The sequence below is a fragment of the Rhizobium johnstonii 3841 genome, assembly GCF_000009265.1.
Lineage (GTDB): Bacteria > Pseudomonadota > Alphaproteobacteria > Rhizobiales > Rhizobiaceae > Rhizobium > Rhizobium acaciae.
Window position 1 is genome coordinate 2,053,424 of the sequence record NC_008380.1, and the last position, 15,982, is coordinate 2,069,405.

Annotated in this window: 16 protein-coding genes and 1 tRNA gene; 9 read left to right on the top strand and 8 right to left on the bottom strand. The window is 59.8% G+C overall.

Features of this window, described 5'->3' with window-relative positions; translation table 11 throughout:
• The first annotated feature begins 68 nt into the window (after positions 1–68).
• Positions 69–350 carry a hypothetical protein gene (locus RL_RS39830; protein WP_011651567.1) on the top strand — a complete coding sequence of 94 codons (282 nt, stop codon included), beginning with the start codon at positions 69–71 and terminating at the stop codon, positions 348–350.
• Positions 351–585: 235 nt separating this feature from the next.
• On the opposite strand, the gene RL_RS10115 is transcribed toward RL_RS39830, so the two are convergent.
• From RL_RS10115 to RL_RS10130, 4 genes are all read right to left on the bottom strand, one after another.
• The gene (locus tag RL_RS10115) at positions 586–1,176 is read right to left on the bottom strand and encodes a hypothetical protein (RefSeq protein ID WP_011651568.1); all 591 of its coding nucleotides are present in this window, start codon (positions 1,174–1,176) and stop codon (positions 586–588) included.
• 296 nt (positions 1,177–1,472) lie between these two features.
• Complete coding sequence (gene gpt, locus RL_RS10120) at positions 1,473–1,967, bottom strand: xanthine phosphoribosyltransferase (RefSeq protein ID WP_011651569.1); 495 nt, start codon at positions 1,965–1,967, stop codon at positions 1,473–1,475.
• Positions 1,968–2,148: 181 nt separating this feature from the next.
• Positions 2,149–2,991 (bottom strand): universal stress protein, encoded by an 843-nt coding sequence (locus RL_RS10125; protein WP_011651570.1) that lies wholly within the window; start codon positions 2,989–2,991, stop codon positions 2,149–2,151.
• Positions 2,992–3,099: 108 nt separating this feature from the next.
• On the bottom strand, positions 3,100–3,876 hold the full coding sequence (locus RL_RS10130) for a competence/damage-inducible protein A (protein WP_011651571.1): 777 nt from the start codon (positions 3,874–3,876) through the stop codon (positions 3,100–3,102).
• Between the two features lie 285 nt (positions 3,877–4,161).
• On the opposite strand from RL_RS10130, the gene wrbA reads away from it, so the two are divergent.
• Positions 4,162–4,758: an NAD(P)H:quinone oxidoreductase type IV gene (gene wrbA / locus RL_RS10135; RefSeq protein WP_003538774.1), complete on the top strand. Its 597-nt coding sequence runs from the start codon at positions 4,162–4,164 to the stop codon at positions 4,756–4,758.
• A 217-nt stretch (positions 4,759–4,975) separates the two neighbouring features.
• Positions 4,976–5,060 (top strand) — tRNA-Leu (locus RL_RS10140).
• 288 nt (positions 5,061–5,348) lie between these two features.
• On the opposite strand, the gene RL_RS10145 is transcribed toward RL_RS10140, so the two are convergent.
• On the bottom strand, positions 5,349–5,783 hold the full coding sequence (locus RL_RS10145) for a VanZ family protein (RefSeq protein WP_011651572.1): 435 nt from the start codon (positions 5,781–5,783) through the stop codon (positions 5,349–5,351).
• Positions 5,784–5,921: 138 nt separating this feature from the next.
• Between RL_RS10145 and ilvA the strand changes: the two genes are divergently transcribed.
• The 4 genes from ilvA to RL_RS10165 all read left to right on the top strand — a co-directional run bounded on the left by ilvA (position 5,922) and on the right by RL_RS10165 (position 10,469).
• On the top strand, positions 5,922–7,172 hold the full coding sequence (ilvA, locus tag RL_RS10150; RefSeq protein WP_011651573.1) for a threonine ammonia-lyase: 1,251 nt from the start codon (positions 5,922–5,924) through the stop codon (positions 7,170–7,172).
• Between the two features lie 37 nt (positions 7,173–7,209).
• On the top strand, positions 7,210–7,536 hold the full coding sequence (locus RL_RS10155; protein WP_003538786.1) for an HlyU family transcriptional regulator: 327 nt from the start codon (positions 7,210–7,212) through the stop codon (positions 7,534–7,536).
• A gap of 235 nt (positions 7,537–7,771) precedes the next feature.
• Complete coding sequence (locus RL_RS10160) at positions 7,772–9,043, top strand: GGDEF domain-containing protein (protein WP_011651574.1); 1,272 nt, start codon at positions 7,772–7,774, stop codon at positions 9,041–9,043.
• A 196-nt stretch (positions 9,044–9,239) separates the two neighbouring features.
• A complete protein-coding gene (locus RL_RS10165; RefSeq protein ID WP_041936279.1) occupies positions 9,240–10,469 on the top strand; it encodes an MFS transporter in 1,230 nt (409 codons plus the stop codon).
• Positions 10,470–10,527: 58 nt separating this feature from the next.
• On the opposite strand, the gene RL_RS10170 is transcribed toward RL_RS10165, so the two are convergent.
• A complete protein-coding gene (locus tag RL_RS10170; protein WP_011651576.1) occupies positions 10,528–11,304 on the bottom strand; it encodes an SDR family NAD(P)-dependent oxidoreductase in 777 nt (258 codons plus the stop codon).
• Positions 11,305–11,466: 162 nt separating this feature from the next.
• Here RL_RS10170 and RL_RS10175 point away from each other — a divergent pair, with 162 nt between their 5' ends.
• Positions 11,467–12,042 (top strand): TetR/AcrR family transcriptional regulator, encoded by a 576-nt coding sequence (locus RL_RS10175; protein ID WP_011651577.1) that lies wholly within the window; start codon positions 11,467–11,469, stop codon positions 12,040–12,042.
• Between the two features lie 47 nt (positions 12,043–12,089).
• On the opposite strand, the gene RL_RS10180 is transcribed toward RL_RS10175, so the two are convergent.
• Positions 12,090–12,704 (bottom strand): FMN-dependent NADH-azoreductase, encoded by a 615-nt coding sequence (locus tag RL_RS10180; RefSeq protein ID WP_011651578.1) that lies wholly within the window; start codon positions 12,702–12,704, stop codon positions 12,090–12,092.
• Positions 12,705–12,843: 139 nt separating this feature from the next.
• Between RL_RS10180 and RL_RS10185 the strand changes: the two genes are divergently transcribed.
• Entirely contained in the window at positions 12,844–13,812 is a 969-nt protein-coding gene (locus RL_RS10185; RefSeq protein ID WP_011651579.1) for a LysR family transcriptional regulator, read from the top strand.
• 42 nt (positions 13,813–13,854) lie between these two features.
• On the opposite strand, the gene RL_RS10190 is transcribed toward RL_RS10185, so the two are convergent.
• The gene (locus tag RL_RS10190) at positions 13,855–15,843 is read right to left on the bottom strand and encodes a bifunctional 2',3'-cyclic-nucleotide 2'-phosphodiesterase/3'-nucleotidase (RefSeq protein WP_041936280.1); all 1,989 of its coding nucleotides are present in this window, start codon (positions 15,841–15,843) and stop codon (positions 13,855–13,857) included.
• Positions 15,844–15,982 lie beyond the last annotated feature (139 nt).

Sequence of the window (15,982 nt, forward strand, 5' to 3'; positions counted from 1 at the left end):
ATCCGGCGGCACTTTGTCGTCGCGCAGCCAGTCTCGTTTCCGTATTGTGACAGGGGTGTCATCCGGAGATGTCCTTCCTGTATCTTGTGGTGATGGTGGCTGCAAACACTAAATATAGTATTAACAGCTTATTATCGCCAGCCCCGATGTCACTTTTTTTGGAGGCTGAAAACCGCGCAGAAATCCTGTCTGGCCTGAACCGTTCCCGGTCCATCGCCCTGATTCCGCGTCCTAATTTTCAAAAGGGAACCGGGCTCGTTACCTCCGGTCCTGTCGCCGCCGCAACATCAGGATCAGTAAAGTTTGAAACAGCTGATTCCGTCAAGGGCTGGCTTTTAATTGATTGCTAACCACAACATGTTGTGGATGCGCCTGTGGAGATTGGGGAAAGCCGGGGAGCGCTGAAATTACAATGGCTTGCAGGCATTGCCGGCTAAGGAAAACCTTAGAATGGCAAAAAAGCGTCCTGCGGCAAATCTTGTGATGGCATTTCCGGCGCAAATGGGCATGCCGATTCGCCGGTGAAATCAGCGCTCCTAAAGCGCGTCCTTATCGCAAAACCGCAAACTTTTGCGCGACATGGTCTTAAATCGCATCGATGGCGATGGTGACGATGGCGACGCCGATCGGCCTGTTCTCTTTGTCCATGACGACGAAGCTCGCCTGCGTCTCGAGATTTTGGCTGGATTCGTTGCGTTCCGCCCGGTCGATGAAGATCTCGCGGGAGCCGTTGGCGAAGGTTCTGAGGTATTTCTCCTCGTCGCCCTGCCAATAGTCTGCGGTGATGGTGCTCTGCCCGACATTCAGCCCATGCGAGTCGGTGACGAAAAATTCGAGAATCGCGCCCTGCGAGGCGTCCTGCTTTTCCCTCAGGTAATGCGACACGGATTTGTCGAGCAGCAGCTTGACCATCTGCAGGTGGTGCTGATCGACCTCAGACCGGTAGGTCTCGTCGAGCACCCGCATATCCATTTCGCTGACATTGCCGAATTTTGCGTTCTGCTCGGCAATGGCTTTCAGCACCAACGGCGTTTCCACTATCGGCCGGATTCGTTTCTCAACATAGTCGCGCACGAGGGGAATATAGGCAGGTTCAGCGCGGACAGGCGCCAGCGGCAACAGAAAGGCCGCCAGCCCGACGGTCACAACCGCTCTTATATGCCCCCACCGCGCCATCTCGTTTCCTTGTACCGTACCGATCATTGCACGCTTTAAGCGCAATTTGACACGATTCGCACGCCCTACAGCGCCGCGCGTCTTTTCGAGAGCCGCAAAGGACGCTGTAACATTTTGAATTGCTGCATAATTTCATCCTTGAATCGATTCCGATTGAAGGAATTAGACAGCAGTCTATGAGCAAAAGATAAAATAGATGTGCAGATCCCGATAGCGGATTCAGGAAACCTCGCCGACAAAATCTGGAACAATTTAAAGTGGTAAATCCGCGGGTCGCGCGCTTTGATCGGTGGCGATCAGCCCGCACCCTTGGCGATCGGCTCCTGATAGGTGAAGCCCATGTCCCAGGGGAAGTAGATCCAGGTGTCCTGGCTCACCTCGGTGATGAAGGTATCGACGGTCGGCACGCCCTTCGGCTTGGCGTAGACGCAGGCGAAATGTGCTCTCGGCAGCATGGTGCGCACCTGTGCGGCGGTCTTGCCGGTATCGGTCAGATCGTCGACGACCAGCACGGTTTCGCCGCCATTCTCCATAAGTTCGGGCGCTATTCCCTTGAGCAGCACCATGTCGCCCTGGTTCACATAGTCATGATAGGAAGCGACACAGACGGTCTCGATCAGCCGGATGTTCAGCTCGCGCGAGATGATCGCAGCCGGAACGAGGCCCCCGCGGGTGATGCAGACGATCGCCTTGAACGTCTGATTCAAGCCGGCAAGCCGCCAGGCAAGGGCGCGCGCATCGCGGTGGAACTGATCCCAGGAAACGGGAAAGGCTTTATCGGGAAGGGACATCGGGCTGCTCCGCGGCATGAAAAAACGACACGCCGTTTGCCGGCGACCGGATGGGCTTGAAGCGGCGATTGGCAAAACGCAAATCGCGCAGTCGGAACTGCGCGAGATGGGGCCGAGGCTCGAAGCTGTCATCGGTCGCCGCAATTAGCGGGATTTGCCGGCAAAAGGCAAGAGCAGCCAATCAACGCGATAACAGGGTCAGCGCCGTCATCGATTGCAGCAAGGTTTTCGTCGTGCCGCCGAAGATCATCTGCCAGAGCCAGGAATGCGTATAGGCGCCCATGACGAGAAGATCGATGCTGCTGTCCGAAAGCCGGTTCTCGATGACATGCGATGCGCTCTTATCCACACTCTGGGCCGTGGAAAGCGTCGCCTTCACGCCATGACGCGCAAGTGTCGCGGCGATGTCGGCGCCGGCGGTCAGCGGCGATTGCAGCGCCGTGTCGGCCGGATCGACGGAAAAGATCTCCACATCGTCAGCCGCCTTCAGGATCGGCAGTGCGTCGAAGGTTGCGCGCGCCGCCTCTTTCGATCCGTTCCAGGCGATCAGCACCCGCTTGATCGGCTTCGGCTGGCGAATGATATAGGGGATCATCAGCACCGGCCGGCCGGTTTCGAAAAGGAAACTGTCGACGTCGACGTGGCTGTCGGAAGGTCTGGCCGGGTCGGCCTGCGAGGCGATCAGGAGATCGGCGCTGCGCGCACTTTCGATCAGCGGTGCGGAGCCGTATCCGGTTGATGTGGCAAAGCTGCGCCATTCGAAGGAGGCTCCAGCCGCCTCCGCTTTCGCCCTGAAGATGCGCTCGACGGCAATCGTTTCGCTATGCGCCATATCCTGCAGCGCCTGCACGGCAACGGGATCGGGGATTTCCATCGGCGCGACCAGCGGCACGGCGGAAATGATTTCGGCATGCAGGCCGATCACATGGGCGCCGCTTTCAGCAGCGATGGCAAAGGCGAAATCGGCAACCGCCCCGCTATTGTCTGATGTATCGAGAATGGCGAGAATGGTTTTGTAAGACATATCAATTCTCCTTGCGCTGAAATGGCTTGCGCGAGGGAAGGAATGCGCCGGACCGTTCTACTGTTCCTTGAACGGGATCAAGGATGGCCTCCAGTTCCGGCGTTGCCCTCAAGCCTCGGCGGAATGGTTTTCGGCGATGTCCTTCCTTTGGCGGATGGCGTCGATCATCGCCTGCACCTCGGCGCCGGCCGCATCGATTGCCGCCTGCGAGCGGCCGCGTACGACGATCTCGGTCGAAAATTTCTGGCCGATATAGCGTGGGTAGGAACCGATGCTGGTTTCCGGATGTGCCTTCTGGATCGCGGTCAGTGGCGTGCCGATCTCGCCTTCGCCGTAAGGGCAAGCGATGGCGAGCGAAAGCACCGGCGTGCCGGTTCGAAGCGTCGGCAGCACATTGTCGACCATCGCCTGGAAGACCTGCGGCACGCCGGCCATGACATGGACATTGCCGATGATGAAGCCTGGCGCTGTCGAGACTGGATTGGCGATGTGCACAGCGCCGCGCGGCATGCGCGCCATACGCTGGCGCGCCTCGGTGAATTCCATCTCGCGGCGCCGGTACATCTCGGCAAGCAGCGTCATTGCTGTTTCGTCGTATTCGCAGGGCACGCCGAAAGCCTTGGAGATGGCATCGGCGGTTATGTCGTCATGCGTCGGCCCGATGCCGCCCGAGGTGAAGACGTAATCATACTTGCCGCGAAGCGCGTTCAGTGCCTCGACAATCGCGTCCTCGTCGTCGGCGACGATCCGCACTTCCTTGAGGTCGATGCCGGAAAGCGTCAGCAAATCGGCGAGGTGGCCGATATTTTTATCCTTGGTGCGGCCGGAGAGAAGTTCGTCGCCGATGGCGAGCATGGCGGCGGTGACGACGATGTCTTGGCTCATGGGATGTTCCGTGATGTGAGGCTGGGGAATAGGTAGCGCCGTTCGCTCGCTTTGCAAACACCAGAGCATGATGCCGAAAAGTGCAGGCGGTTTTTGGACGACATCATGCGCCAACTCTCTAATTCGGGCGATGCGTCATTTTGCCGAAATGAAAACCGCAAGCGAATTTTCGTCTCCGGGTGGTGAACACTGAGTTCTTGACGGAAGGGCTGTGTTCGCCCAGACGCGCTGATAGAAATCGCGTCGGACACGAAATTCAACCCGATGTTTCAAGGAAGATAGAAGATGGCGAAGGTTCTCGTCCTTTATTATTCGGCTTACGGCCATATCGAAACCATGGCCTATGCGGTCGCCGAAGGCGCGAAGTCGGCCGGCGCCGAGGTCACCGTCAAGCGCGTTCCGGAACTGGTTCCGGAAGACGTCGCCAAGGCTTCCTATTACAAGGTCGACCAGGCGGCTCCCATCGCCACCGTCGACGAACTGGCGGACTATGACGCGATCATCGTCGGCGCCGGCACCCGCTTCGGCACGGTCGCCTCGCAGATGCGCAATTTCTGGGATCAGACGGGCGGCCTCTGGTTCGCCGGCAAACTCGTCGGCAAGCTCGGTTCGGTCTTCACCTCTTCGGCCACCCAGCACGGCGGCCAGGAATCGACCATCCTCGGCTTCATCCCGACCTTCCTGCACCAGGGCATGGTCGTTGCCGGCCTGCCTTATGCCTTCCAGGGCCAGATGGGCACCGAGGAAGTCAAGGGCGGCTCGCCCTACGGTGCCTCCACCATCACCAACGGCGACGGCTCGCGCCAGCCTTCCGAGATCGAACTGGAAGGCGCGAAATACCAGGGCGCCCACGTCGCCAAGCTTGCTGCCAAGCTCGCCTGATCTTTGACGCTGAAATAAAGAAGGCGCGGCGGGCATGGGGCTCGCCGCGCCTCTTCTGTTTTTTCCCACGAGAGACTGGCAGCCTTCATCGGCGAGGGCATTCGGGAGGGAAATGCCTGGCCGATCATTCGTCGGTGCTGCCGGAAAACCAAGCATAATTTTTACGCCTCGCGGCTCTTCCCATCGCCCATGACGCAAGATATTGAAAATGCCGCAAGCGGGCGTGGCGAAACTGGTAGACGCAAGGGACTTAAAATCCCTCGGCCTTGGCTGTACGGGTTCGACCCCCGTCGCCCGCACCACCTTCATAATCCTGTTCGAATATGCTTGTATTATGCCTGTATATTGTGGATAAAAGCGCGCTATTGCTTGCATTTGGCATTTTCGGAGCAAGGATTGCGCCGCGGCGGTTGAGTAAGTGTTGTCTTGTGGGAGTAAGACGATGGTTTACGATTGGAGTGGGGCAAGGACTAGGCGCATCCGGGTCTTCAAGGCCAGTGTCGCGCTCGTTCTCGCGACTGCGATGGCCGCGATACCACTGTTCTTCTGGGCAGTGCAATTGCGCGCTTTCTAGTCGATCCCGCCGATAATCAGCGTTCTGCGAACGGAAGGGCGTTTGGCGCCTTCGTATCGCGCCATTTGTTGATCACCCAGCCGGCCAGCAGCCCGAGGGCTGTACCCATGGCCTTGATGCTCGCGTCATGCAGGCGCGGATGGCGGGTCGGCGCGAAATATTGCAGCCATTCGATGGCGAATGCGCCGACGATCAGCAGCACCGCTACGGTTTTCCACTGCTTTGGATAGGCAAGCGCAAAGGCGAAGCCGACGAGAAGATAGGCGGCGGCACGGTCGACATCGACCGTGGTGACCGTATCCGGCCTCTCTCCGATCGGCGAAACCGTGACGAAGAGGATGAGGGCGAGCAGCAGCCAGGCGAGCGGTTTTGCGAATTTGAAGATCATCATAGCTTCATATAAGTGGCCGCCCTTTTCATTGACAGTTAAAATCAGTTCATGTGCCGCCAATTTCGCGATTGGCTTAAGAAAGCCTTCCTCGGAGCGAAACGGTCCGGGAGCGAACCGGAAACGGCCCAAACGAGCTTTCCTTTGCCGGCCGGCCTGTGCCATAGCGGCGGTGGCTAATTGAGAGAATGGACCACGCCCGTGACGAGACTTGATGTCGAAAGCGCCGAAGAGGCGATGCGCAGCCTTTTTCCGGCAACGCCGCTGCAGCTCAACGATCATCTGTCGGCCCGCTACGGTGCCGATATCTGGCTGAAGCGCGAGGATCTGTCGCCGGTGCGCTCCTACAAGATCCGCGGCGCCTTCAATTTCTTCCGCAAGGCGATCGGGCAGGGTGCTGCCGGCAAGACCTTCGTCTGCGCCTCAGCCGGCAACCACGCCCAGGGCTTTGCCTTCGTCTGCCGCCATTTCGGCGTGCCGGGCGTCGTCTTCATGCCGGTGACGACACCGCAGCAGAAGATCGACAAGACCCGCATGTTCGGCGCCGAATTCATCACCATCCGGCTGTTCGGCGACTTCTTCGACCAGTGCTACCAAGCCGCCCGCGAACATGTGGAGGCGATTGGCGGCGTCATGGTGCCGCCCTTCGACCATGCCGACATCATCGAAGGCCAGGCGACCGTCGCCGCCGAAATCATGCAGCAGCTGCCGGAGGGAACAGTGCCGGACATGGTCGTCCTGCCGGTTGGCGGCGGCGGACTTGCCGCCGGCATCACCAGTTATCTCGACGGCACGGTGCCGAAATCGGCTTTCGTCTTCACTGAGCCGGCCGGCGCGCCGAGCCTTAAGCGCAGCATCGAAGCGGGCAAGGTGACGACGCTTGCCAAGGTCGACAATTTCGTCGATGGCGCTGCAGTCGCCCGGATCGGCGACCTGAATTTCGCCGCTCTTCGCGATTTTCCGGCCGAGCAGGTGCAACTCATACCGGAGAACGCCATCTGCGTCACCATTCAGGAGATGCTGAATGTCGAGGGCGTCGTGCTGGAGCCGGCCGGCGCCCTGTCGCTGACGGCGATCGCCGCGATGGACGGCCAAGCGATCCGCGGCAAGACCATCGTTGCCGTCGTCTCCGGCGGCAATTTCGATTTCGAGCGTCTGCCTGACGTGAAGGAAAGAGCCATGCGTTACGCAGGGCTGAAGAAATACTTCATCCTGCGGCTCGCCCAGCGCCCCGGTGCGCTCCGGGATTTCCTCAATCTGCTCGGCCCCGACGACGATATCGCCCGCTTCGAGTATCTGAAGAAATCGGCACGTAACTTCGGCTCGATCCTGATTGGCATCGAAACCAAGGCGCCTGAGAATTTCGCTCGGCTGATCGGAAATTTCGAAGCAGCCGGCATGGGTTACGAGGATATTACCGAAAACGAGATCCTCGCCAATCTGATCATTTGACTTGGCGACAGCGATACGGTCGTGCTAAAGGCGGAGCATGGCTTCGTTCATTTCAAATATCTTTTCGATGTTCTCCGGTGGCGGCAAACCGGCTTCGGAGGCGGCAGGCCCTTCCGGCGAGCCGCAGCTTTACGGCGATTGCACGATCTATGCCGAGCCGCGCAAGGAAGGCGGCCAGTATCGCCTTGCCGGCCGCATCGAAAAGAAGGTTGGCGACGAGGTACTGGTGCGCAATTTCATACGCGCCGATCTGTTTTCCTCCTCCGATGACGCGCTCGAATGCACGGTGCGCAAGGCGCAGCAGATTATCGATCAGCATGGTTCGTCGCTCTTTGGCGACGGCGAGAAGCTTCGTCAGGTCTGAAACGGCATCCGGGCATAGGTCCCAGATACCGGCTGCAACTATTCCTGTATGTGACCCGGCTGCGCTCCAGCGAGTGCGTTCTCGCTCACGCAATCTTAAAGGATTGCGGTGAAAGGTATCGCCTGCAGGATTTGCAGGACACCCCCGTGTTTGACTGTTTCGGACGATTGACCAAAGGATTCGCTGTCGCGATCACCGCGCCAGCAGGAGGCCGAACGTCCGGAGCCGAGGTCTCATGATGGAGACACTCAACCTCCTTCTCTTCGTCGTCGAAGCCATCGCCTATTTCGTGCTGATGGTGACGCTTCTGCATTTCCGTCACCGGCTCGGTCTCGGGGTTTTCCTGACGGCGCTCGGCGTCATGCATTTCATGGAGACCTATCTGGCCGCGGTCTTCTATGTCTCGCTGCCGTTCGGGGATGTGTCGCCGGGCTCATCCGTCTTCTTCTCCGGCAAGCTGATGATGATCCTGATGCTTTACCTGCAGGAGGATGCAGCGACGGTGCGCCAGCCGATCTACGGCCTGTTCCTCGGCAACCTGCTCACTGTCGGCATCGCCTGGGTGCTGCAGTTGCACCAGCCGCTGCAGATATCGACCAACCACACACCCGACGTCGACTTCCTCAAGGAGATGGGCTGGCTGATGGTCTGGGGCACGGCGCTGCTCTATGTCGATTCGCTCGGCATCATCCTGCTTTACGAAAAACTCGGCGATTTCTTCCGCCGCCGCGTCGTCCTGCGTTTCCTGATTTCGGGCTTCGTGCTGCTGACATTCGACCAGATCGGCTTCTTCGCGGCGCTGCATTACTTCCTGGATGTGCCGATCGCCGCATTCTGGGGCGGATGGAAGGCGAAAATGCTTGCCGTCTGCCTCTACGCGGCGATGTTCGCATTCTATGAATATCGTATTCGCCGTATCGGCGCAGCCGGGTCCGCACGTTCGATCAGCGACGTATTCGGTGACCTGACGTTCCGCGAGCGCTACAACGATCTGCTGGAGCGCACCGGCCGCGACATGCTCACTGGTGTCTACGATCGGACGCGCATGGAAATGGAAGCGCCGCTGATGCTGCTCGAGGCACTGAAGCAGGGGTCATTCGCCACCGTCCTCATTATCGACGCCGATCACTTCAAGGATGTCAACGACGGCTACGGCCATCTCCAGGGCGACGAGGTGCTGAAGGCGATCGCCGCCCGATTGGGCACGACGTTGCGCTCGAGCGATCGCGTCTTCCGCTTCGGCGGCGAGGAATTCGTTGCCGTTTGTCCAGGCACGGGCCACGAAGAAGGCCTGCTGCTTGCCGAGCGCCTGCGCTGGACAATCGCAACCAGCGTCAAGACGCCGGATGACAGTCCGATCACGGTCAGCATCGGCGTTGCGACTGCCGACGAGGACGGTATCGATTTCACCGCCGTGCTGACGGCTGCCGACGGCAGGCTCTACGCAGCAAAGAAGAGCGGCCGCAACTGCGTCGTCGGCCGCTCCGGCGTGGTGAAACTCAGTTAGGCCCGGTGGGCTCGTCGATCAGCGCAGCGCCGTCGGCCGCGGGTGTTTAGGATGTTGCGTAAACAGAAACATGATCCCATATATTTACGTATTTTCAACAGGTTATGAGAACCATAAAAACGGCTTGTTAGCATAACGCAAACATGATCTCCATTGCCGCAGCATTCCGATGAGCTTTCCTGCGAGGGGCGTGGACATGAGTGATTCAGTTGCAGCACAGAAAGTCGATGGCGGCGAGTTTGCCGTTTTGTGTATCGGCGGGTTTCTTCTTTCGATCGCCTATGGCGTGACCTTTCTGATCCCGGTGCTGGTGGGTGAGCGCGGCGGCGACGAGGCGCTGGCCGGCCTGATCATTTCGGCTGCGACTGTCAGCACCGTCATTCTCGTGATCCTGTCCGGCCACATCGCGGATGCCATTGGCTCGGCGCGGGCGGTGGCTGTTTCGGGATTGTTTCTTGCCGCGTCAGCGCTCGGATTCGCCATGGTTCCCTCAGTTGGGCTGAGCCTGATGGCGGTCGGTTTCATCCTCGGCGTAGGCTGGGGCACCTTCTATGCGCTCGGCCCTATTCTGGTCGCCGCGATCGTCGAACCCGAACATCGGATCAGGTTTTTTGCCCTGCTTTCGGGATCGATGATGTCGGGCATCGGCGCCGGACCGATCATTGGCCGCGTTGCTACCATCTGGTCGATGCCGATCGAGGCGGCCTTCGCATTTGCGTTCCTTGCCAGTCTTGCCGGCGGTGCGCTTTACTTTTTGCTCCATATCCGGCTGACCAATGCCGGCAAGATTTTGCCTCATGTCAACAAGATCTCATTTGGCTCAGCGCGTGAGGTGATCGGCTCGAGGGCCATCTATTCCATCATTATGGTCGGCATCGGCGGCGCGATTTTCGGCGGGTTGTCCAGCTTTCAGACCAGCTACGCCAAGGCGCATGGGTTCGACTACTCCCTGTTCTTCATCGGCTTCATGTCCGCCGCGATTCTGAGTCGGCTGTTCGTGGCGGGATATGTGGTCAAGAAAGACCCACTCTATTCGCTTTTGGTCCTGACAAGCCTGACGCTGGCATCGATCCTGCTGTTCCTGATGCTGACATCAAATCAGCTTGCCTATCTGGGAGGCGCGGCGATGCTGGGGGTGGGTTATGGCTTGACTTATTCCGTCATCAACGGTCTGGCGGCCAATGAGGCTCCCGCCGGCCTTATGCCGCAGTCGCTTTTGTTATTCTCGCTCGCCTATTCCATCGGCGTCTTCGGCTTTCCATTGATCGCCGGCAATCTGATCGTTTCCGCCGGTATCCAGACCATGCTCTGTGTTTTGCTCCTGCTTGCCGTCCTGAATTTGGCAATCGTCCTCTTTCGTGTTGCCCACCGTGCGACGCAAGAACGAAACAAAGCATCCGTAAGAGACAATACAAGCACTCTATGACGGGTGACCGAGGTCGGCGAGGGGGCCGGGCAAATTTGAACTGCCCAGCCCGGCTTACTCAGGCAGCGCGGAAGATCTTGGCGCCGGATGGGGCGCTCGTCATGCCGCCGTCGACGGTGATCTCGATGCCGGTGACATTGGCCGAATCATCCGAGGCCAGATAGAGCGCCGCCTTGGCGATTTCGTCGGCTTCGCTCATGCGGCCGAGCGGGCTCATGCCGCCGATTCGGGCCTCGAGCGCCGACATGGCGTCTTCTGTCTGGGCCATCGGCGACCAGATCGGCGTCTTGGTGCCGCCGGGCGTTACCTGATTGACGCGGATGCCGCGCGGCGCAAGCTCGGATGCCATATTGCGCGTCATTGCCCGGACCGCTGCCTTGGTTGCCGCATAGGCCGTCCATCCGGGAGCGCCGAGCACGGCATGCACCGAACCGTTGAGGATTACCGAAGCGCTGTCATGGAGATGCGGCAAGGCCGCTTGCACCGTGAAGAAAACCGCCGTGAGATTGGTGCTGATGATCTGGTTGAACTGCTCTGGCGATGTCTCGCCAAGCGGCGTCGCGCCGCCGATGCCGGCATTGGCGAAGACGATGTCGAACTTGCCGACCTTTCCGGCGGCTTCCGCAAACGCCTTCTCGGTGGCGGCGGCATCGGTGACGTCGACCTTCAGCGCCAGCACGCCGGCGCCGAGCGCCTTTTCGGCAGCCGCGAGCGTTTCCGGGTTGCGACCGGTGATCACCACCCTGGCACCCTCGTCGATGAAGACCCTGGCGGTCGCAAGACCGATGCCGCTGTTTCCGCCGGTAATCAGGGCGACCTTGTTTCTTAGACGCATGATTCATGCTCCTCTTGGAATTGGCAACGATCTGGATTATGATCGTTATCTACAAGGATTATGATGATAATCCACATGAGTCAAGAGAAGCATGATGCCGAAAAGTGTAAGCGGTTTTCGGCCGACATCATGTTCATTCGATTGGTGCCGGGGAGATGTCCGATGGGGCGTTCGCAGTTGGAGAAACAGAAGACGCACGAGAAGATTGTCGAGATCGCGTCGAAGCGGCTGCGCGAGGAGGGGCTCGAAGGTATTGGCGTCGCCGACCTGATGAAGGAGGCCGGACTGACCGTCGGCGGCTTCTACAAACATTTCGCCTCCCGTGACGATCTGGTTGCCGAAGCGATCCAGTCCGCTTTCGATTCATGGGGGCGCAAGCTGGAGGCCGAGGGGGTGAACCCGGCGGAGATGACGGCTGCCGATGTCGCCGATCGTTATGTGAGCGCCTATCATCGCGACAATCCTGGCGAGGGTTGCCCTTTCGCAGCGCTGACCTCCGACATATCCCGCAGCGGCGAGAAGGCGCGGGGGATCGCCACGGACGGGCTCCGGCGCAATTTCGCGTCATTGGCGGGCAAGGCTGCGGGAGCGGACGATAGGGAACGGCGGCGCAAGGCGATCATGGCCTTCGCGATGATGGCCGGCGGCGTCGGCCTTGCCAGGATTTCGTCCGATGAAGAACTCTCGGCCGAAATCCTGGCGACGGTCCGGGATTCTGTCGCCGATATCGACAAATGAAAAACGGCCGGCAAACGCCGGCCGTCCGTGAAGCATTTGGGAGCCGATCAGGCCGCCAGTGCGATTTCCTGGACGCGTGACTTGGCGGCGTCGATCGCCTTTTCGGCAGCTTCCGGACCAAAGGCCAGGCCTTCGACATAGATGGTCTCGATATCGCTGATGCCGAGGAAGCCGAGAACCGACTTCAGATACGGCACGGCATGGTTCAAGGGGGCGGCCGGTCCCTGCGAGTAGACGCCACCCGAGGCGAGCACCACATAGACCTTCTTGCCGGTTGCGAGGCCAACCGGGCCGCTTTCCGTGTACTTGAAGGTCAGGCCGGCGCGGGCAACGTTGTCGATCCAGGTCTTCAGCGACGAATAGATGTTGAAGTTGATGAGGCCGGTGCTGATGACGATCGTGTCGGCGGCGAGCAGTTCGTTGACAAGCTCGTCGGAGGTCTTGACGGCCACGGTTTCCTCAGCGGTGCGGGCCTCGGGCGGCTTGCGGATCGCGCCGGTGAAGAGGTCATCGATATGCGGCAGCGGGTTGGCGGCAAGGTCGCGGCGAACGACGACGCTGCCCGGATTCTGGCTCTTCAGCTTTTCGGCGAGATCGACGGCGATCGGCGTCGAGAGAGAATCGGCACGCGGGCTGGACGTCAGAAGCAGGATGGACGACATGGTGCATTTCCTTTCGAATGGGATTTGACGGCCCGTTGCTGGGAGGTGAGCCGCAGTCTCGATGAGGAAAATAGGTCTGGCCTGCTATCGAAAAAACGGTGATAATGTAGATCGAAACTATCGATGGAATGGATAGAAGATGCTGCCAAACCCCACTCTGGACCAATTGCAGGTGTTTCTGACCGTTGCCGAGACCGGTAGCTTCTCGGCCGCTTCGCGGGCGCTGAACCGGGCGCAGTCGGTCGTCAGCTATACGATCGCCAATCTGGAGGCGCAGCTCGAAGTCCCGCTTTTCGAGCGTTCCGGCGCGCGTCAGCCGAAGCTGACGGAGGCGGGCAAGGCGATGCTGGAGGATGCGCGGCGCATTCTGGGCGATCTGCAAGTCATGCGGGCGCGCGTCAAGAGCCTGAGGGAAGGGCTCGAAGCGGAGGTTTCCGTCGCCATCAGTGTCATGGTGCCTTCGCGAGCCCTGGTGGACGTCCTCCGCGAATTCCGGGAGATGTTTCCATCCGTTTCGTTAAGCCTCAATGTAGGTGAGCTCGGAATGGTCATGGATCTCGTCCTCAGCGGCAAGGCGACGATCGGGATTGGCGGCGCGGTCGTCAAGCAGGACGATTCGATCGTCACGGAGCGTATCGGTCATTCCTTCATGTTGCCGGTTGCCGCGCATAACCACCCGCTTGCTGGGATCGGCCGACCGCTGACGCTCGGCGACGTGCGCGAGGAAGTGCAACTCGTCGTCACCGATGCATCGGGACGGACGAAGGGGCGCGATTTCAACGTTCTCTCCTACAAGACATGGCGCGTCAGCGATATTGCGACGAAACACCAGCTCATCAAGGCCGGCCTTGGCTGGGGCGGCCTCCCGGCTTCCGTGATTCATGACGATCTGACGAGCGGCAGGCTCGTTCATCTCGATCTGGATGCCTACGAACAGGGGGAATATCCGATATATTCGGTCCGTCAGCTCGCCAACCCGCCCGGACCTGCCGCCACCTGGATGATCGACGCGTTCCGCACGCGGCTTTCCGCCTGTCCGAGCCAAGCCGATTTCCATGCTCAGATAGCGGAACTGCAGGACGCTGGTACGGCGCTCGCGGCCGAATGACGAAGGCGCGGGTGCCGCGCCTTCGCTGATATTGTCTTCCGCCTAAAGAACCAGCCTGAATTTCGAGAAACCGTCGGCCCCTTCGCCGGCATCCTCGATCTTGACGCTCTTGACCTCGGCGAGGAACTGTTTCGCCTTCGGGCCGCTTTCGAAGGTCGCGGTCGTGCCCGGAAGCGGCTTGAAGGTCCAGTTGGCGTCGGCCGACGGATTGATCGTGCCCTGATCATGGATATAGCGGACGATGACGTCGCGGTTGGTATCCGGCGCCTGGAAGATTACCTTGTCTGCGGTGATCTCAGGGAAATTGCCGCCGCCGCCGGCGCGGTAGTTGTTCGAGACGACGACGAACTTCTGGGCCGGATCGATCGGCTTGCCGTTGAAGGCGAGGTTCTGGATGCGGTTGGCGTCCGGATGGATCGGCTTGCCGGACGAATCATATTTCGGCGGCTGCGACAGGTCGATCTGGTAGGTCACGCCGTCGATCACGTCGAAATTGTAGGACGGAAAATCATTGTTGAGCAGCGCGCCATCCTTCGAGCCGGCCTCGATGTGATTGAACATGCCGGCCGACATTTCGAGCCAGTTCTTCACCTGGGCACCGGTAATGGCGACAGCCTGCACCGTGTTCGGGTAGAGATAGAGGTCGGCGACGTTCTTGATGGCGATGTCGCCGGCCGGCACGTCGGTATAGTAGTCGGCACCGCCGCGACCGCCGGCCTTGAAGGGGGCCGCCGCCGAAAGCACCGGCAGATCCTTGAATTCGGTGTCGGCGAGCATCTGCTTGATGTACCAGGTCTGGGCTTGGCTGACGACCTGCACCGAGGGGTCATCGGCAACCAGCGCGAAATAGGAGTAGAGCGGTGCGGAGGTCTTGCCGACCGGGGTGCGGACATAGGCAAGCGTTGCCTCGTGCTCGGCCTTGGCGGCCTCGACCACGTCCTTCTTGTCGGCATAGTCGGCAACCACCTTCTTCTTGTCGTCGCGATGGAAGATCGGCCGTGCCTCCGAGGTGAAATCGACGATCTTCCAGCTATTGCCGTCCTTTTCGAGCAGCAGGTCGATAAGGCCGAGATGTGAGCCCCAGAAGCCGGCCATCACGGCGGGCTTGCCGTGCAGCGTGCCCTTGACGGGGTCGGCATTGGACACACCGTCCCAGCTCTTCGGACCGGGGAAGACGAGGTGCTGGTGGCCGGTGAAGATCGCGTCGATCCCGTCGACGGCGGCGAGATGCAGCGAGGCGTTTTCCATCTTTTCGGACGGTGCGCTGCCGTCGATGCCGGAATGCGAGAGCGCAATGACGATATCGGCGCCGGCTTCCTTCATGGCGGGAACCCAGGCCTTGGCGGCCTCGACGATGTCGCGCGTCTGCGCCTTGCCTTCGAGGTTCTTGATATCCCACAGCATGATCTGCGGCGGCACGAAGCCGATGAAGCCGATCTTGACGGGGCTCTCATTGCCGGCGCCGTCCTTGATCTGCTTTTCGACGATGATGTAGGGCTTGAAGAAGAGATCGTCCTGCTTCGGGTCCGAGGCGAGCTGGCCCTTGGTCAGGTTGGCGCAGACGAAGGGGAAGTTCGCGCCTGCCAGGACCTTGAACATGAAGTCGAGGCCGTAGTTGAACTCGTGATTGCCGAGCGTGCCGACCGTATAGCCGAGCGTGTTCATCGCCTTGATCACCGGATGGACGTCGCCGTCCTTCATGCCGTGCTGATAGGCCATGTAATCGCCCATCGGATTGCCCTGCAGCACGTCGCCATTGTCGATCAGCAGCGAGTTGACGGCCTCCGCGCGGATCGCGTCGATGATCGTCCCGGTGCGCGACAGGCCCATCGTGTCGTTCGGCTTGTCGGCATAATAGTCATAGGGGAAGACGTTGACGTGAATGTCGGTCGTTTCCATCAGCCTGAGATGGGCCTGGTTGGCGCTGGCGCGCGCGCTGAAAGGGTGCAGCAGCACCAGGGCGGAAGTGGCGGCGAGGCCGCCGAGCAGGGAACGGCGGCTCATCACGCCAACATCGAAAATGGAAGACATGGAAATTCTCCTAATAGGGGTCATGCATCGTCCGGCCCGTCAGAATTAGGACGATTTGCCGAGGAGTACACCGTGAAAATGACAGAACGGCAAAACAATCCGTCGGAAAAGCGGCGTGGTCGTGAAATGCAATTTATGG